Here is a 19,378-nt window from a genome sequence, read left to right as displayed (position 1 = left end):
TTTGGTCTATGTCTTTTACATATTTCGTCTATACTGTCCTCCCACTTCAAAAAGTTTTGCTGTGATTTGCCCTAAAGAACACACCTTAGTAGCTTCCATTAATTGCTCAAACATATTTTCATTACTGATCGCTGCTTGCTGTACTTTTTTTATGCTCTCATTTGCCTTATCGCCAAAAGCCTTATGCAGATTATCAAGCGTTTCTATTTGAAACATCTTCTCTTTTTCCGTAGCTCGTATAACCTCTGCCGGCTGTACCGTAGGAGACCCTTTGCTACTCAAGAAGGTATTCACACCTATTATAGGAAATTCTCCCGTATGTTTCAGCGTCTCATAATAAAGACTTTCTTCTTGAATCTTGCTGCGCTGGTACATAGTCTCCATCGCACCGAGAACACCCCCTCTTTCTGTAATTCTGTCAAATTCTAACAACACAGCCTCTTCTACAAGGTCTGTTAATTCTTCAATGATAAATGATCCTTGAATTGGGTTTTCGTTTTTAGCTAACCCTAACTCCTTATTAATAATCAACTGGATTGCCATTGCGCGACGCACACTTTCTTCCGTAGGCGTAGTAATCGCCTCGTCATACGCATTTGTGTGTAATGAATTACAATTATCATAGATGGCATACAGCGCTTGAAGCGAGGTACGTATATCATTAAAGTCAATCTCCTGTGCATGCAAAGATCTTCCCGAGGTCTGGATGTGATACTTCAACATCTGTGCTCTAGAATTTGCTTTATACTTATGCTTCATCGCCTTCGACCAAATTTTACGTGCCACACGGCCTATCACAGAATATTCTGGATCAATACCATTACTAAAGAAGAACGATAAATTAGGTCCAAACTTATTAATGTCCATTCCACGGCTTAAGTAATACTCGACATAGGTGAAACCATTAGAAAGCGTAAATGCTAATTGTGTAATTGGGTTTGCTCCAGCTTCTGCGATATGGTATCCACTTATTGAAACAGAGTAGAAATTACGCACTTGTTTTTCAATAAAATATTGCTGAACATCACCCATTAGGCGAAGTGCAAATTCAGTAGAAAAAATACAGGTGTTCTGTGCTTGATCTTCCTTTAAAATATCTGCCTGAACGGTTCCACGCACTTGCATTAAGGTATCTGCCTTAATCTTAAAGTAGACCTCCTTTGACAAAACCAAATCTCCCGTCACGCCCAAAAGCATCAACCCAAGACCGTCATTCCCTTCTGGCAACTCACCTTGATAGGTAGGTCTATCAACACCCCGCTCTTTATAAATAGCCGTGATTTTGGTTTCGATTTCATTTTCGATTTCATTTTCACGAATATATTTCTCACAATTTTGATCAATGGCGGCATTCATGAAAAAGCCTAATAACATAGGCGCTGGCCCATTTATAGTCATAGACACAGAGGTCATAGGATGACTGAGATCAAAGCCACTGTATAATTTTTTTGCATCATCAAGACAGCAAATTGAAACCCCAGCATTCCCTATCTTTCCATAGATGTCTGGGCGATGATTAGGATCGTTTCCGTAGAGTGTTACACTATCAAAAGCCGTTGATAAACGCTTTGCTGGCAATCCCATACTCACATAGTGAAAACGCCTGTTTGTGCGTTCTGGCCCGCCTTCTCCTGCAAACATTCTTGTAGGATCTTCCCCTGTTCTTTTAAATGGATACAATCCTGAAGTATAAGGGAATTCCCCAGGAACATTTTCTTGCAAAGTCCATCGTAATATATCTCCCCATGCTTGGTATTTAGGCAAGGCAACTTTAGGAATCTTGCTGTGTGATAAACTCTCTGTGTAAGTGTCAATATTGATTTCCTTGTCACGTACTTTAAAGGTGTAAACAGGATTCTTATACTTATTTACTTTTTCATCCCAACCAGCTATTACTTCCCAATTATAAGGGTCAAGGTTTAATTTTACGCGATCAAACTCGGCATTAAGTAACTTAACAAGGTCCTTATTTTCTTCTGAAATTTTAAAAGCATCATCATTAAGTCCAGATTTATCAAGCTCAGGAACTGTACCTGTAACAGACTCTATTGTTTTAAAGATTCCGTAGAGTTTTTGAGCCACCTCAGATTGCTCGCTTGCAGTTTTATCGTAAGCCCTGTTCGTTTCTGAAATTTCAGAAAGATACCTTGTTCTTGCCGGTGGAATTACGAAAATCTTTTCGCTCATCTCATCCGTAATCTCGAAAGTAGATTTTAAATCGGTTTCTGTTTTTGACTCAAGCTCAGCCATAATTGCGCTGTAGAGCTTGTTCATTCCCGGATCGTTAAACTGTGAAGCTATTGTTCCGTAAACAGGTAAGTCATCTTGATGTGTTTCCCATAATTGATGGTTACGCATATATTGTTTTTTAACATCGCGCAGGGCATCGAGAGAACCACGCTTGTCAAACTTGTTGATAGCTACTAAATCTGCAAAATCAAGCATATCAATTTTTTCTAACTGAGTTGCCGCACCAAATTCTGGAGTCATTACGTATAAGGACACGTCACTATGTTCAATAATTTCCGTATCACTCTGCCCTATTCCAGAAGTTTCTAATATAATAAGGTCATACTCTGCTGCTTTAATTACATCAATCGCTTGTGCAACATATTTTGAAAGCGCAAGATTTGATTGGCGCGTTGCGAGTGATCGCATATACACGCGAGGAGAATTAATCGCATTCATCCTTATTCTATCTCCTAATAAAGCGCCACCCGTTTTTCGTTTTGAAGGATCTACGGAAATAAGCCCAATGGTTTTCTCAGGGAAATCTATTAAAAAACGTCTTACTAGTTCATCAACCAAAGATGATTTTCCTGAACCACCAGTCCCTGTGATTCCAAGAACAGGAGTTTTTAATGTTTCATTCTTTTTTGCTATGGCTTTTAATGTTTCCGAAGCAATCTCAGGAAAATTTTCTGCCGCGGAAATAATACGAGCAATCGCACCTGGCTTTTTATTTACCAATTCCTTAAGCTCCCCATTTAGTGAATCTCCAATAGGGTAATCTGAAGTTTTTACTAAATCATTAATCATCCCTTGCAGCCCTAGCGCTCTTCCGTCGTCCGGAGAATAGATTCTTGTAATTCCATAATCCATTAATTCTTTTATTTCTGAAGGTAGAATTACACCACCACCACCACCAAAAATCTTGATATGCTCGGCGCCTCTTTCCTTCAATAAATCATACATGTATTTAAAGTACTCATTGTGTCCTCCTTGATAGGATGTCATTGCTATCGCATTGGCATCTTCTTGTATCGCAGTATTCACAACCTCCTCAACACTACGGTCGTGCCCTAAATGAATTACCTCGACACCTGTAGATTGTATGATACGGCGCATTATATTGATAGCTGCATCGTGCCCATCAAATAAGGACGCTGCGGTTACAATTCTTACTTTATTCTTAGGTATGTATGGAGTTGCTTGTTGCATAAAACTGCTTTTTTTTAGTAAAACAAAATTAAACATTTTACGAATGATAGTCGTTAATAAAAGCCCAATCCTCAAAATGTTGATTTCTTGTTAAAAACTTGCAAGCAAGCCACCTTTGTTTGTATATTGCGTTATTATTAAACTTAATTTTTAAATTAGATATTATGAAAAAAATTTACTTATTAGCAGTATTTGCTCTTGGACTAGGCCTATCTGCAAACGCACAATTTGAAGATGATTTAGAAGTGTACTCAACGGGACCTTTATTTACTCCAAGATGGACTACTTGGTCTGGGGAGAATACTGGTAACGAAAACGTAATCATTTCTGAAGATCAAGCTTTTGATGGTACTAAATCTGTATTTATTGACAATGTTGGTGGTGGACAAGATGCAATTTTAGACATTGGAGGATTAAAAACTGCAGGTGTTTGGTCATTAGCTTGGAAAATGTATATTCCTGCTGGATCAACAGGTTACTTTAACATTCAAGGTAATGTAACTCCTAATGCAAATGATAATCAAGAATTTTACACAGGAAACATTACTTTAGTTGCTGGAACTATGTCTGATGACGGTGGTAGTACTGATTTAGTTTACCCAGAAGATCAATGGTTTGACTTCTCTATAGAATTAGATGTTGACGCTAGTACTTACGAGCTTAAATTGAATAGCTCAACTGGTGGTGTTCAAACTAAAGGTGCAAGTGCAACTGGTTTTGGTGGTGCAGATTTTTATGCAGACAATTCAACTAACAACTATTATGTAGATGCTGTACGTTTTGCAGAAGGTGTTTTAGGCGCTGATGATTTTTCTGGAGACGTTTTTAGCGTATTCCCTAACCCAGTAGTAAATACTTTAAACATAAAGTCTGCTATTGCTGTTGATAACGTAACTATCTATGACGTATTAGGAAAGCAAGTATTATCTGTTAATCCAGATGCTATTTCTCCTTCTGTAGATATGAGTGCACTTTCTTCTGGAGCTTACTTAGTAAATGTTACTATTGGTAACGCTTCTAAGACTATCAAAGTTCTTAAGTAATAGGATACCCTATAAAAATTTAAAGACCTCCCTTTTTGGGAGGTCTTTTTTTATATTTACAATTCATCAAATAAAACATTATGAAAAAACTACTTCTTACCATATGCTGCTTCTCATTATTTTCTTGTGCAGAACTGCAACAGGTTGTTAATACGCTGCCTAATAGCGGCGGCTTAGATCAAACCACCATAGGAAACGGTCTTAGACAAGCACTAGATTTAGGGATAGATAAGCAAGTAACAAAACTCACTCAAAAGGATGGATTCTACAAAAACCAACTTGTCAAAATACTACTTCCAGAAGAGCTTCAAAAAGTAGATAATACGTTACGAAGTATTGGCCTAGGAAGTCTAGCAGATTCAGGAATCAAAGCATTAAATAGAGCGGCAGAAGATGCGGTAAAAGGTGCCACTCCTATATTTATTGGAGCAGTAAAAGAAATAACTTTTAATGATGCGAAAAATATTTTATTAGGCCCAGACAACGCAGCAACCAGTTATTTAGAGTCTAAAACGAACACAGCACTATACAACCAGTTTAATCCAGTTATCAAAAATTCTTTTGCTAAAGTAGGTGCAGACCAAATATGGGAAAACATTATCACCAAGTACAATGCAGTCCCATTCACTACAAATGTGAATCCAGACTTGACAGACTACGTAACAGAGCAAGCTTTAATTGGAGTTTATAAAATGATAAGCGTAGAAGAAAAACAAATAAGAACTAAGATCTCTTCAAGAAGCACCACCTTACTAAAACAGGTTTTTGCTTTGCAAGATTAAATTTAGGCTTTAGTTAACAAGTATTAACGATTCCTTAATACTTGATGATGATGATGATGATGCAATTTATCTTTGCGAAATAATCAACCATTGGTATGACATTATTATTTAAAAAAAATCTAGAGAAGAAGTCCTCAAAGGTCAATACTCAGAACTTATTAGGAAATCATACAAAAAAGCCTTAAATGACGCGGTGCAAAGTGGTTTAGTAATGGAAAAAGCACAAGAGATTTTTAATGAAATTTTCCAATTACAAAGCACCTAATCTCTTCAAAGGCTTTTAAAATAACTAAAGGCCTTTAACAATCTAGATCCATACCAAGAAAAATATTCTCCATCTACTAAATGCACCGGTTTACCGAATGCATTTTTTATTTCTAGCGCGTCTTTATCCTTAAAAGGATAAGGCTCACTGCTTAGCAATACCACATCTGCAGTTTCTAGATCCGTAAGTTCTACAATGGGATATCGGCCTTCTTTAAAATGCAGTATGTTTTTAAACCCATTGACTCCTAACAAATAATCTATAAAAGTGTTTTTACCGACAGCCATATAAGGGTTCTTCCATATGAGATATGCAACTCTTTTTGCGGGTCTACCAGCAATATCTATGTTAAATTGAATTTGAGCCTTATCGATTTGACTCACTAAATTCTTCGCATTCACTTTTGCATCAAATATATCTCCTAGCAGCAATATCATCTCATTGTTACCTGCGATATCTTTAATATCACTGATCCAAACTGGAGCTATCTTTTCACAAGCGGCCACGATCTCTTTTGTGTTCTCCTCTTTATTGCAGATTATTAAATCTGGGTGTAGTGAAGCAATTTTATCAAGATGCACTGTTTTAGTTCCACCCACGATTACTTTTGACTCTCGCAAATTTGATGGATGCACGCAAAATTTAGTGACCCCCACTAGGCTATCAATCAATCCCAAATCTACCAAGAGCTCTGTTTGAGATGGCACTAAAGATATAACGCGTTTTGGCGTTTCAGAAAAAGTAAGGGTTCTATTTAATTGATCTTTAACGATCATGCAGAATTGCTAGCATTTGCAATTGTAATTCGCCTGCAGCAACTGCAGCGGCTTGTGCATAATCCGCTTCTTGAGATGCATAAATGATACCTCGCGAAGAATTGATTAACAAACCTACATTCTCGGTCATACCGTATTTGCAGACCTCTTGAAGATTCCCTCCCTGCGCTCCTACTCCTGGTACGAGCAAAAAACTCGAAGGAACAATCTTTCGTATGTCTGCCAAGTATTCCGCTTTTGTCGCACCCACGACATACATTAAATTATGGCTATTGGTCCATTGTTTTGAAGTCTCAAGAACCGTTTTGTAAATTTCTTTTCCTTCTGAAATTTTAACCTGAAAATCAAAAGCTCCTTTATTTGATGTGAGCGCTAAAAGAATCGTGTGCTTGTCTTCAAAAGCTAAAAAAGGTTCTACGGAGTCTTTACCCATATAAGGCGCAACGGTTACAGAATCGAAAGCAAGGTCTTCAAAAAATGCCTTGGCATACATTGTTGAAGTATTGCCAATGTCACCACGTTTTGCATCTGCAATGGTAAAAATTTCTGGAAAGTTTTTATTAAGGTACCTGATGGTCTTCTCTAAGGATTTCCACCCTTTTATACCATAAGCTTCATAAAAGGCCGTATTGGGCTTATAAGCCACAGCAAGATGATGCGTGGCATCTATAATTGCCTTATTAAAGGCAAAGATCGGGTCTTCATCTTCTAAAAGATGTTTTGGTATTTTAGCTACATCGACATCCAGTCCAATACAAAGAAAGGACTTCTTTTTTTCTATTTGTGCGACTAGGTCTTTTGTTGTCATAAGAGTAGTTTCCGAAGTAAGTATTATGCATCTATAAATTAAAAGGCGTCTCCAGATTCTTTAAGACGTTCTGTGTTATCCACCAATTGTAGTTCGTCAATTATTTTCTGGATATCTCCATCAATGATATTGCTCAAATCGTATAAGGTTAAATTAATACGGTGGTCCGTCACTCGACCTTGAGAATAATTATAGGTTCTAATTTTTGCACTACGGTCTCCACTCGTTACCTGTGAACCCCTTTTCAATGCATCTTCTGCTTGTTTTTTAGCAAGCTCTAAATCATATAAACGTGATCTAAGGACCTTAAATGCTTTCTCTTTATTCTTATGTTGTGATTTCTGATCTTGACATTGCGCCACAAGTCCTGAAGGAACGTGTGTTAAGCGCACGGCAGAATAGGTAGTATTTACAGATTGACCACCTGGTCCAGAAGAACAGAAAAAATCTATTCTAACATCTTTTGCTTCTATTTGCACATCAAACTCTTCTGCCTCAGGAAAAACCATTACAGTTGCGGCACTTGTGTGCACGCGACCCTGCGTTTCTGTTTGAGGTACACGTTGAACGCGATGCACTCCAGCTTCAAATTTTAAAGTACCATATACATCATCACCTTCCACTTCTATCTGGATTGCTTTATAACCACCACTGGTTCCTTCACTAAAATCTACTACACTTGTTTTCCACCCTTTACTTTCACAGTATTTTGTGTACATACGGTGTAAGTCTCCAGCGAAAATACTCGCTTCATCTCCTCCTGTTCCAGCCTTAATCTCCATAACTGCGTTCTTAGCATCTTCTGGATCTTTTGGGATGAGCATTACTTTTATCTCTTCCTCAAGCACTTCAATTTTAGATTTGGCTTCGTCCATTTGCATTTTTGCCATATCTACCATGTCTGCATCGCTACCGTCTGCCAGAATTTCGTCCGCCTCCTCGATTCGCTCTGTTGCTGTGAGATATTGCTCACGTTTTTTCATCAAGGCGTTAAGATCTTTATACTCTTTTGTGAGTTGAATATATTGTTTCTGGTCGCTTATAATATCTGGCTGGATGATTAGGTCGCTCACCTCATCAAATCTATTTTTTACTATCTGAAGTTTTTCTAACATATTAGAAGGTGTTCGGTTTTATTGAACGGGGTACAAATCTACAATAATTAAGTATGAAATTATCAGATTTTGAACAGGAGGAATATTGTTTCTACTCCGGAAATACCAACGCCTTGACTATTTCAGAAATTATAAAAAACACATTAAACATATTTTACAATAGAAGGTTTCTCAGATTCGTTAACTATCGTATAATACACTAAGAGCGCGTTTGAAACTATAAAAAGAATCTGTCCTGTATGCACTAGCACTTCGTCAAAACCAACTTCATAATATCCAGCTGCTCTTAATATTTCAGAAACAACAAGAGCAAACCAGCTCATCGTAAAAACCATAGACGCTCTGGAGTTTTTTATTTTATTGTAGACGAGTACCAAAAGACTTATAAATACCACTAACAAAGCATATAGTATCATTACACTAAAAACACCTTTCATTTCTTCGTCCACCAAAATCATCTCAATAAAGTGGTATAACAAAAAAGCGTTTAAAACTGTGAGTAATCCAGTCAGTATTAAAAATCTAGGAGAAAGTGGTTTTTTTTTAATTTTCGGACTTAAATATACAGCGAGAACGATAATGGAAATAGCGCTCAGGACAATTATCAATATGCGAAAATTAGCCTGCTCAAACCACAAGCCAAATAATCCTATGATGCCACATAGCAAGAGGTAATAAGATATCAAGCTACTGGAGCGTCCTTTATGGATAAGTAGAACATATGTAAGAAACGAGAAAGAAGTTATCCCACGGGTAATCCTATAGAAATCAAGTTGATCTGTTCTTTTAAAATAATATCCTAATAGAAACAGGCAAGCACCCACTAAAATTAAGGATGATACATAGTTTTTTTTAGAATCGAGAAGTCGCACTTTTTTTATTTAGACTTTCAAGATAGACAAAATAGTGAGAATTCCCCTACCTAATACTCGAAAGTCCCAAACTCACTTTTTATAGTAAGCTTCTTCTTTTCTGCCTTCTCTACTCGTCCTACTATTTGCGCAGCGACTCCATAAGATTCTGAAATTGCAATCACCTCTTGCGCGATTGCCTCTGGTAGATAAATTTCCATACGGTGTCCCATGTTAAAGACTTGATACATTTCTTTCCAGTCTGTACCGCTTTCACCTTGAATCAATTTAAATAGTGGCGGAAGGTCAAAAAGATTATCTTTTATAATATGCAAATTTTCAACAAAGTGAAGAATTTTAGTCTGAGCACCACCGCTACAATGCACCATTCCGTGAATGTCTTTATTGGAGAATTTATTTAAGATCTCTTTTATTATTGGTGCATAAGTTCTCGTAGGAGACAACACTAGCTTGCCTGCATCAAGAGGCGAACCCTTTACAGGATCTGTTAGATTCATAGATCCAGAATACACTAGATCTTCTGGCACCGCATGATCAAAGCTTTCTGGATATTTCTGTATCAATGACTTATTGAAAACATCGTGACGCGCAGAGGTCAATCCATTGCTTCCCATACCTCCGTTATATTCTTTCTCATAATTAGCTTGACCAAAAGAGGCCAACCCAACGATTACATCTCCAGGCTGTATCCTGCCATTATCGATAACATCGCTTCGTTTTATTCTTGCGGTCACGGTACTATCTACAATGATTGTGCGCACTAAATCTCCCACATCTGCCGTCTCTCCACCTGTTGAATGGATCTTTACACCATAAGAGGCTAAATCTGTAAGCAACTCTTCTGTACCATTAATGATTGCAGAAATTACTTCGCCAGTGATCACATTTTTATTTCGACCTATCGTAGAAGAAAGCGTAATATTATCTACTGCACCTACGCACAATAAGTCATCTACATTCATTATTAACGCATCTTGCGCAATTCCTTTCCACACAGATATATCTCCAGTTTCTTTCCAGTACATATAAGCAAGCGAAGACTTGGTACCAGCCCCATCAGCATGCATCACAAGACAATAATCAGGATCACCTGTTAAGTAATCTGGCACTATTTTGCAAAAAGCCTTAGGAAAAAGCCCTTTATCTACGTTTTTTATAGCGTTATGCACATCCTCTTTTCCTGCTGAAACACCTCTTTGGGCATACCTTTTTGAAATATCTTGACTCATGTTCTTTATTTACAAAGCAAAAATACATATAATAAAAAAAGCCCACCTTCGTCAGCTTAATTAATGTTGAAATATTGAGAACTACTCCCAATCTGGCATACTCGAATCTGCAAATAATAAGTTTTCTTGATTATTATCACTTAACTCTATACCACATAAAGCCAGAGTAGCATTTTGATTGTCACCAACTCTAGTGTATACAAAGGCTCCGTCGACAGGGGAAATCTTGCTTCCAGTTCATTTTCTCCTGCTGGTGTGTCTGCCATTTACCATTCCTGTTTGAGTAACACTTGCTAAGTTGCCACCTGAGTCACCACCATCATTTTGGTCTGTAAATACAAGTTGCTTGGCACCTGCTTGGCACACCTGTAATTTGTGGGTGTTCCATTTTGATATGACCCCCTGCATTTACAGTTGCAGGCGCACCAGCTAAGGGAGCTACTGCTGCAGCTTGTTTTGAACCCGCTACTTGTCCGAAAGTTACAGCGCATATCATTAGCGCAGCAACACTAAAAAGAATTTTCTTCATAATGTTATTTATTAAAGTTTGTAATCAATTTCTTTGGTCTAAATCTATACATAAGCACGTATACATTACACAGGAGAATTTCGCAATATCGTGGGGAGTTTTAATTTCACAGAACAAATTGAGGAGGTAATTTGTGCACTACATTATTGATGTAAATATCTAAATTACATTAATGCAATTTTAATAAAAAAAAAGAGGAAGCTTTTAGCGGAAGTAATTTAGTACATAGCCTTTATAATAAGTACAAAAAAAAGGATAAACAAACTAAATACGGCGGTAAGAAAATATGGTTCTTTTATTTAAACTAAAACGTGAGTATTATCTTAAATAAATTCCAATTTGGAGATTATTTTCTAGTTCTACAACACATTTAAAATTCGAATTAAATGACTTAAACCAAAAAAACCTTTCTCGTTAAAGAAAGGTTTAAAATAATGTATTCAAAAATTAACTCACTAAACTGTGAATAATAATTCTCTATATTTAGTTAATGGCCAGATTTCATCATCAACTAATAATTCTAGTTTATCACAGTGATATCTAATATCGTCAAAAAATGGCTTCACTTTATTGCAATACTCAAAAGCACGCTTTTCAGAATCGGTAATTTGATTTGCTTTTTTACGAGCAGCTATCATCGCCGTGGTATCCTTATTGATACTTTCTATGTGTTCACTAATTTCTTCAATTAATCGCATCTGCTCGCCCGCTAACTTTTTGAAGTTCTTTCCGTAGATATCCTTAAGGCCCTGTACGTTTTCAATTAAGATATTCTGATAGCGAATTGCGGTAGGTATAACATGGTTTCTTGCAATATCACCTAATACGCGCCCTTCAATCTGGATGTGCATTGCATACTCTTCTACTTCAATCTCGTGGCGTGCTTCTATTTCTACTTTGCTCATTATGCCAAGGTCTTCATACAACTTAATAGTCTTCTTAGACACCTGCTCCTTTAAGGCCTCTGGAGTGTTCTTGTTATTACTAAGTCCGCGTTTCTTTGCTTCCTTTTCCCAAGCTTCACCATATCCATCCCCTTCAAAACGAATTCTTTTTGAATCCTTGATGTATTCTCTCAAGACGTTAAATATGGCATCATCTTTCTTCATCTTCTTATCTTTAATCAAACTATCAACTTGTGCTTTAAATTCAATAAGCTGCTTTGCAACAATTGCATTTAACACCGTCATAGGCTTTGCACAGTTTGCTGTAGAACCCACGGCTCTAAACTCAAACTTATTACCAGTAAAGGCAAATGGCGACGTACGGTTGCGATCTGTATTATCTAGTAAAATCTCAGGGATTTTCCCAACTACGTTTAACTTAAGATCTGTCTTATCTTCTGGAGACAATTTTCCGTTCTTCACTTTTTCAAGTGCATCCAGCACATTTGTCAACTGACTCCCAATGAAAACAGAGATAATAGCCGGTGGAGCCTCGTTTGCTCCTAGACGGTGATCGTTACTTGCTCCTGCAATAGCAGATCTCAATAACTCTTCATATTCATTTACTGCCTTAATCGTGTTGATGAAAAAGGTTAAAAATTGAAGATTCTTCATTGGTGTACTTCCAGGGCTTAATAAATTGATTCCCGTGTTAGTTGCTAATGACCAGTTATTATGCTTTCCACTTCCGTTAACACCTGCAAAAGGTTTTTCGTGAAATAAGACTTTAAAATTATGACGGTCTCCAACTTTAGTCATGACATCCATTAATAAGGAGTTGTGATCTACCGCAAGATTTGTTTCTTCAAAAATAGGCGCTAATTCAAATTGATTAGGTGCTACTTCATTATGTCTTGTTTTAACAGGAATACCCAAAAGCATACATTCCGTTTCAAGGTCTCGCATATAATCTAAAGCACGTTTCGGAATTGATCCAAAATAATGATCATCCAGTTGCTGTCCTTTTGCAGAAGCGTGTCCTAATAAAGTACGTCCTGTAAGATTAATATCTGGGCGCGACTTTGCTAATGCTTTATCAATCAAGAAATACTCTTGCTCCCATCCTAGTGTTGGGTGGATTTTCGTTACGTTCTTATCAAAATACTTAGCAACATCTACCGCTGCTTTGTCAATAGATTGCAAAGCTCTTAATAACGGTGTTTTATTATCTAGTGCCTCTCCTGTATACGCTACAAAAACCGTAGGAATACACAAAGTCGTTCCGTAGATGAAAGCTGGAGAAGTAGGATCCCAAGCAGTATACCCTCTTGCTTCAAAGGTATTTCTGATTCCCCCATTAGGAAAACTAGATGCATCTGGTTCTTGTTGTACTAACTGTCCACCACCAAATTTTTCAATGGCCCCATCTTCTGTTGTTTCAAAAAACGCATCATGCTTCTCTGCAGTAGAACCCGTCAATGGCTGAAACCAGTGAGTGTAATGCGTTGCACCTTTAGAGATTGCCCATTCTTTCATTCCTGTAGAAATATGATCTGCCACATTACGGTCTATTTTGCTACCGTTTAGTACGGCATCCTGAATACAACGAAATGAGTCTTTCGTAAGATATTGACGCATTGCTGCATCATTAAAAACGTTTTGACCAAAAATAGCCGAACGTCTTGCTGGCTCTTGTACATCAATTACTGGACGATTGAATGTTTCTTTAATGGCATGAAATCTCAATGTGGACATAAAATGTGCTTTTTGTTAAAATTAAAGGGCAAAAGTACATTTATTAGACACACACCCCCCTCTTTTTTATCTATATTTATTAAAATTTATGTTAATTATGCTATTAACCCCTATCTTTTCACGTTTACTTCAGAAATAAAATAAACACGCAACTGATTTCTGTAGATTATCACCTAGCTAGGTTGTGGGTTTAGAATGAGCTAGAAGAAATGTTTTAACAAGCTTTAATAAAAAAATCAACATCACAGCACCTCGAAGAATAGGTGAAGGAAATCGTTATTACCATCTAAAATCCTGCCACTTGTAAATTAAGCGCCTTGTTTACATGATCATATACCACCGGAAAATGCTGCTTTAGCTCTTTTGGCGATTCAAAAAAGTATTCTGTAAGGACCGCCATAAACTCGTATTGATTGGCAAAGGCATAGGCTCTAAAAAACTTTGTATTATCTAGTGTTTTCTTTAATTCTTCATCGCTTAACTGCCGCATAATAAGCTGGAAGTGATGCATGAAACGGGAGGCGTCAAGATCCATCCCCACCTTAGCTTCTAGATGCATGGCGTGCATAAACTCGTGCAGCCCTAAATTATAATTATCATTGCCTATCTGGTAGCCTTCCTTAAAGTGTTTCCAGCTTAAGACCAAGGTCTTCCCTCTTGGATTAAACTCCCCTTTATGATAGGCATCATTTACGGCACTGTAAAATTCTTTCGGAAAAATAATCACAGTGTCGAGAATTCCGTAGAGATACTTTTTACGCCCAAAACTAAGCATACAAGCAATAGCTGCTACAAGCGTTTGCATCTCTATTGTGATTTCTGCCCCTTCTCTACCTACGAATTTTTTGTCATTTATAAAAGTAGCAACGCGATGTCTAAACTGTTTTTTATGCTTTTGAGAAAGCGTGTTGTAAAAAGTAGATTGACTCTCAAGGATCGTTTTTTGTTCATTAGATAGCGTTCTAAACACTAGAATATTTCGGAATAAAGGACGGTGATACTTCTCTGCATACCAATTTTCAAACACCTGGAACAAAAAGTACAGGATAATAATAAAAATGACGTAATAGCTGTAATACCCAACTAAAGAAGACGCGTCTTCTGGTATAATTGCTGAAATTTGAATCATAAAGAAGTTCGTGGCAATATAGGAAATACCCTACATTACAACGTGCTTTTACTGGTTTTAGTGTCCTTAACTTCTATTTAAAATACTCAAGATGTACCAGAATAAAAGCATTAATGAAGCAAATAATCCTAGTGATGCTGCAACATATTGATCTTCTTCATATTTATGCACCATATTTGACGTCTGGTATAAAATAGAACCTGAGGCTAGAAGTACCATCCCAGCGCTAAACCAAAGTCCTAAATTAAAACCAAATAAAGTTCCCGCGACAATCAAACCGAGAGCTACAAAAAAGCCAATGGACAACATAGATTTTAGAAATGAAAAATCTTTTTTAGTAAGCAAAACAATTCCGGATAAACCCGCAAATAATGCGATTGTCATCACAGCTGCTTGGCTTAAGATGCCTGAGCCACCATCTCCAGCTATTTGAGTTGCAATAAAGACAAGTGGAATAAAAATAAACGCCTCTGCTGCCACGTATATGAGCAAAGCGACATATTGCTTGTTCTTATCTTTTGTGCCAAGTGCCATTTTCTCAGCATAGTTAGTAACAAACATAAAGCCACCGAGCATAGCGAGCCATAACCATCCTTGGGTTAAGGATAATGCAAACTTAAGAAGGAAAGGGATCTGAAAAAAGACCATTTCGACTAGAATAAAGAGTAACACTGCCAATGCTAGATGTGTGTAGGTTTTTCTATAAAATGCAGCTTTCTTGTCTTGTGCTAAATCAAAAATAAGCGTTGACTGTTGCATTTGCGTGCTTTGATCCGTTATATCCATAGTATTGCTTTATATTATTATTTAGTGCTAGCACCCCCTTAAAGCCTTGCCCCTTCACTTTAAATAAGACGTTAAAAATAGTCAAACTTCCATAACAACGTGTAATATATTATTGCAAATCTAACTTGTCTTGATCATCCATTTTTTTACTGCTATTTATCTTTTGTTCCATTACTCTTTAGCATTTACAGAGCAACAATTTTACGACAGAACATTTCAATGAGAATTTATTTACCTGAAAGACTGACGTCTTTTAGTTTTAAAATAAGCTTCACTCCTTTACATCTATCTGCAAGAGGTATAATCTCACTTGCATCAATCCCTTTTTTTTGAGAATGGGTTTCAGTGACTTTTACTTATTATAAAAAACCACGCTATCAACCTCCCGTTGTGTTGATTCAATTACCTTAAAATCAAACCCTACTTCTAAAGTCTCTAATCCCGAGTCAATAAAAGCAACCCAATCGTTTGTAGCATCTACATTTATGACCACTCATTTTCCATGCTCAAGATGATTGATTCTTCAGCCTATCTCTAATATTTTATTCATAAATTTAAATTCAAAGAATTGAAAATTTGGGAAAAAACTAAGATGTATAATTGTGTCCTAGACTCTACAAACAAAATAAATGAGCAAAATAGATGTACATTTATGCCTCGTGTTTATGTTATTAAAGACTTTGCATAGGCGTTCACCACTACCTATCCAGAAAATTATGGTGAATACGACCTAGATTTACCATCACATATAGGAGGTGGCTATATTAAAGGGATTAGCTTTGACAAAGGTTTTGGACTCATTTTGTACAAGTGTACAATTTTAGAAGACATGGAATTCAAGTTTGTGGTGGACGAGATTCACCCACTCAAATTTTTATATTGTTTAAAAGGGAAATTAGAACATTTTTTCCAAAATGGTGAAACAATCAATACCATAGAACAATATCAAATTGCTTTTACCACTAGCCCGAATACCAACGGTCATATCGTACATTTTAAATCAAGTTTAGAAAAACAAAACCACGCTCTAAAGAGAACGTGGTTATTTAGTGTCGTGACCCAGAGAGGATTCGAACCTCCAACCGTCAGAGCCGAAATCTGATATTCTATCCAGTTGAACTACTGAGCCATTTTTAATTTATATTACTATTATACTAGTCTTGACTTGACTATTATACTAATCGTTTTTCCATCTGCTCTCCCTGCGGCTTTTCCATTTACCACTCCCATTACTTTTCCCATATCTGCCATCGAGCTTGCTCCTGTTTGAGCAATAGCTTCATCTACCATTTTTGTTACCGCTTCATCACTTAATTGTTCTGGTAAAAACTGCTCAATAACGGCAGCTTCTGAAATTTCTGGATCGGCAAGGTCTGCTCTTCCCTGTTCTGCAAAGATAGTGGCACTGTCTTTTCTTTGTTTGACCAATTTCTGTAATATTTTTATTTCTTCGTCCTCTGTAAGTTCTTTCTTTGCTCCACTTGCAGTTTGCGCAATAAGAATGGCACTTTTAACAGATCGTAAAGCCTGTAATGCAATACTATCCTTACTCTTCATCGCCGTTTTCATAGCGTCCATAATCTGTACAGATAAACTCATAATTACTGTGTTTTTATTGATGTGCGAAGATACTCAATAATAGAACTACAAAAAACAAATTGCATCTCGATAACAATTGGAACAGATAAACTAATATTTCAGAAATCAAAAAAAAATCTTTCATGAGAAGAACCTTTTAACGCACTTTTATCATCATTAGCACTAGGCGCAGACTAGTCTACGTTATCGTGTAAAAACGAATTATTAGAACGTAAATCAACGCCATCATCCTCTGTATTCACAGACGTCCTCGACAAAGTTGTTTCATCTTTTGCATCCTCTAGTTCTATTCCCATACGCTTGTAAGCTGGTTGTCTTTCTATCTCATCAAGCTTTGAAGTACTGTTTCTGAACTTATAATTGAAATCTTTCATTTTGCGCTTACGTTCTTCTGTTCTATCTTTAAGCAGTTTTGAAATAGGCGTGTTCATAGGGTCAATACCAGCGTTCTCCCGAGGAGCTGCTGGAGTATCTATTGTACGAGTTTCAAATTTAATTTCTTCTTCGACCACACTATTCTTCTCTGTTGGCTTCGCATTAAATAACTGCGCCTCCTTCTCTTCATAGTCGTCAAGACTGTACATCTTAACACCTTCTTTAGTAACCTCACTAACAGGAACAATCTCAACATGATCATGTACTTCTATCTCTTGAATGACAGATGTTAATATATCTTCCTCCTTTTCCTCTCGTTGCAATTCGTGACGCTTCACGTTTGTTATTTCTTCAACTGCGTGCATTGGCATATCAAACATCAACATCTGGTCTTCTGCCTCTGTGATTGTCTTGTCGTTTGCTATTCCTTCTTGAGTCAACTCACCTTCTATCTCTTGTCGTTTTTCATTGATCGTAAACTCTACGTCGTCAGCAGTAGTAATTGCTTCTTTTTCTGCTCGTATTTCTGTTTTTACTGAAATTGTTTCTTGAACAACTTTAGCTACAGGTGTGACAACCTCAAAGCTGTTTACATCTATCTCATTAATCACTAATTGATCAAACTCTGCTATATGATGAATACAAACTTCTTCAGAAACTACATCGATATTTCTAATTAATTCCGAAGTATCAATAAAACCCTCAAAAGGAATTCCTACAGGTCTTGAAACAGGTGCCGGAGCTTTTACTTCAATAGTATCCTCTTCTTCAAATAAAGAATGACGGATGATTTTCACCGCCTCTTCTTCTTTTACTATTTCTGCAGTAGTCTGCTCAGGTATCGCTACTGCAGACGCAGTAACCCTTGCGGTTAAATCTTGTTCTGCTTTCTGCTCTGCATCTAGCGTATGGATTATTTTTTTACTTTCTGTATTTGTAATTTCGTGTTGTTGGTCTGCATCAAAACCCGTCGCTATTACTGTAATAGAAATAGACCCATCAAGACTTTCGTCATCACCCACACCCATAATGATGTTAGCACCATGACCAGCTTCTACTTGTATGTGATCACTAATCTCCCCTATCTCATCTATGGTAATTTCTTCTTGACCAGAAACAATTAATAATAAAACGTTTTTGGCTCCCGTAATTTTGTTGTCATTTAACAAGGGTGAGTCTAAAGCCTTCGTAATCGCCTCGTGCGCTCTGTTTGCACCGGTAGCCGTTGCGCTTCCCATGATGGCAGTACCAGAATTAGAAAGAACTGTTTTAGCATCTCTAAGGTCAATATTCTGTGTGTAGTGATGTGTAATAACCTCTGCAATTCCTCGCGCAGCAGTGGCTAACACTTCATCCGCTTTTGAGAACCCAGCTTTAAAACCTAGATTTCCATAAACCTCACGAAGCTTATTATTATTAATTACCACAAGGCTATCTACGTTATTCCGTAGATTTTCTACACCTAGCAATGCTTGTTCATTTCGTATTTTTCCTTCAAACTGAAACGGTATCGTCACAATCCCAACAGTAAGAATATCAAGGTCACGCGCCATCTTCGCAATAATAGGCGCTGCACCTGTACCTGTACCTCCACCCATACCAGCAGTGATAAAAATCATCTTGGTATTTGAGGTAAGCATACTTTTAATATCTGCCATACTCTCTACAGCAGATTGCTCCCCAATTTTAGGGTTCGCTCCAGCTCCCATTCCTTCGGTTAGGTCCATCCCTAACTGAATTTTAATAGGCACCGCACTGTTCTCAAGTGCCTGGGCATCTGTGTTGCAGATTACAAAATCTACCCCTTTGATCCCTTGATTAAACATGTGGTTTATCGCATTGCTACCCCCTCCTCCTACGCCAATCACTTTGATGACGTTAGATTGATTTTTAGGGAGATCAAAAGCGATATTTTCAAAAGCTGTATTGCTCATATACTTGGTTTTTGCGAGATTTATTTCTATTGAGATTACTTACAGAATCTCATTTC

Annotated in this window: 15 protein-coding genes, 1 tRNA gene and 1 pseudogene; 3 read left to right on the top strand and 14 right to left on the bottom strand. The window is 37.1% G+C overall.

All coding sequences use genetic code 11. The annotated features are described in order from the left end of the window. Window positions 1–15: 15 nt before the first annotated feature. On the bottom strand, window positions 16–3,441 hold the full coding sequence (locus ABXT71_RS06685; RefSeq protein WP_415370565.1) for a methylmalonyl-CoA mutase family protein: 3,426 nt from the start codon (window positions 3,439–3,441) through the stop codon (window positions 16–18). Window positions 3,442–3,605: 164 nt separating this feature from the next. On the opposite strand from ABXT71_RS06685, the gene ABXT71_RS06680 reads away from it, so the two are divergent. The 3 genes and pseudogenes from ABXT71_RS06680 to ABXT71_RS06670 form a co-directional block, all read left to right on the top strand. Further along, entirely contained in the window at window positions 3,606–4,484 is an 879-nt protein-coding gene (locus tag ABXT71_RS06680) for a T9SS type A sorting domain-containing protein (protein WP_415370564.1), read from the top strand. Between the two features lie 80 nt (window positions 4,485–4,564). Further along, entirely contained in the window at window positions 4,565–5,266 is a 702-nt protein-coding gene (locus tag ABXT71_RS06675) for a DUF4197 domain-containing protein (protein ID WP_415370563.1), read from the top strand. Window positions 5,267–5,390: 124 nt separating this feature from the next. Then, a pseudogene (locus ABXT71_RS06670) lies at window positions 5,391–5,531 on the top strand (hypothetical protein); the annotation flags it as partial. Between the two features lie 5 nt (window positions 5,532–5,536). Here ABXT71_RS06670 and ABXT71_RS06665 read toward each other — a convergent pair. From ABXT71_RS06665 to ftsZ, 13 genes are all read right to left on the bottom strand, one after another. Further along, window positions 5,537–6,307 carry an ABC transporter substrate-binding protein gene (locus tag ABXT71_RS06665; protein ID WP_415370562.1) on the bottom strand — a complete coding sequence of 257 codons (771 nt, stop codon included), beginning with the start codon at window positions 6,305–6,307 and terminating at the stop codon, window positions 5,537–5,539. Beyond that, a complete protein-coding gene (gene pyrF, locus ABXT71_RS06660; RefSeq protein ID WP_415370561.1) occupies window positions 6,297–7,115 on the bottom strand; it encodes an orotidine-5'-phosphate decarboxylase in 819 nt (272 codons plus the stop codon). Before pyrF ends, ABXT71_RS06665 begins: the two co-directional genes overlap by 11 nt. Window positions 7,116–7,153: 38 nt before the next feature. Further along, complete coding sequence (gene prfA / locus ABXT71_RS06655) at window positions 7,154–8,230, bottom strand: peptide chain release factor 1 (protein ID WP_415370560.1); 1,077 nt, start codon at window positions 8,228–8,230, stop codon at window positions 7,154–7,156. A gap of 143 nt (window positions 8,231–8,373) precedes the next feature. Then, window positions 8,374–8,709, bottom strand: coding sequence for a hypothetical protein (locus tag ABXT71_RS06650; RefSeq protein ID WP_415370559.1), 336 nt, complete (start codon window positions 8,707–8,709; stop codon window positions 8,374–8,376). Between the two features lie 443 nt (window positions 8,710–9,152). Beyond that, the gene (locus ABXT71_RS06645) at window positions 9,153–10,331 is read right to left on the bottom strand and encodes an AIR synthase related protein (RefSeq protein WP_415370558.1); all 1,179 of its coding nucleotides are present in this window, start codon (window positions 10,329–10,331) and stop codon (window positions 9,153–9,155) included. Window positions 10,332–10,650: 319 nt separating this feature from the next. After that, window positions 10,651–10,860 (bottom strand): hypothetical protein, encoded by a 210-nt coding sequence (locus ABXT71_RS06640; protein ID WP_415370557.1) that lies wholly within the window; start codon window positions 10,858–10,860, stop codon window positions 10,651–10,653. Window positions 10,861–11,315: 455 nt separating this feature from the next. Then, window positions 11,316–13,499 (bottom strand): glutamine synthetase III, encoded by a 2,184-nt coding sequence (locus ABXT71_RS06635; RefSeq protein WP_415370556.1) that lies wholly within the window; start codon window positions 13,497–13,499, stop codon window positions 11,316–11,318. Between the two features lie 286 nt (window positions 13,500–13,785). Then, entirely contained in the window at window positions 13,786–14,628 is an 843-nt protein-coding gene (locus ABXT71_RS06630; RefSeq protein ID WP_415370555.1) for a zinc-dependent peptidase, read from the bottom strand. Between the two features lie 66 nt (window positions 14,629–14,694). After that, on the bottom strand, window positions 14,695–15,414 hold the full coding sequence (locus tag ABXT71_RS06625; RefSeq protein WP_415370553.1) for a Bax inhibitor-1 family protein: 720 nt from the start codon (window positions 15,412–15,414) through the stop codon (window positions 14,695–14,697). 352 nt (window positions 15,415–15,766) lie between these two features. Next, window positions 15,767–15,907 (bottom strand): hypothetical protein, encoded by a 141-nt coding sequence (locus tag ABXT71_RS06620; protein WP_415370551.1) that lies wholly within the window; start codon window positions 15,905–15,907, stop codon window positions 15,767–15,769. A 562-nt stretch (window positions 15,908–16,469) separates the two neighbouring features. Further along, window positions 16,470–16,543 (bottom strand) — tRNA-Arg (locus ABXT71_RS06615). Window positions 16,544–16,563: 20 nt separating this feature from the next. Continuing rightward, window positions 16,564–17,013: a GatB/YqeY domain-containing protein gene (locus tag ABXT71_RS06610; protein ID WP_415370549.1), complete on the bottom strand. Its 450-nt coding sequence runs from the start codon at window positions 17,011–17,013 to the stop codon at window positions 16,564–16,566. A 173-nt stretch (window positions 17,014–17,186) separates the two neighbouring features. Continuing rightward, window positions 17,187–19,322 carry a cell division protein FtsZ gene (gene ftsZ, locus ABXT71_RS06605; protein ID WP_415370547.1) on the bottom strand — a complete coding sequence of 712 codons (2,136 nt, stop codon included), beginning with the start codon at window positions 19,320–19,322 and terminating at the stop codon, window positions 17,187–17,189. Window positions 19,323–19,378 lie beyond the last annotated feature (56 nt).

Source organism: Patiriisocius sp. Uisw_047 (assembly GCF_047730165.1).
In the GTDB taxonomy this organism is placed as follows: Bacteria; Bacteroidota; Bacteroidia; order Flavobacteriales; family Flavobacteriaceae; genus Patiriisocius.
The sequence above is the reverse complement of the archived record's forward strand: the minus strand, read 5'-3'. Positions and strand labels throughout refer to the sequence as shown.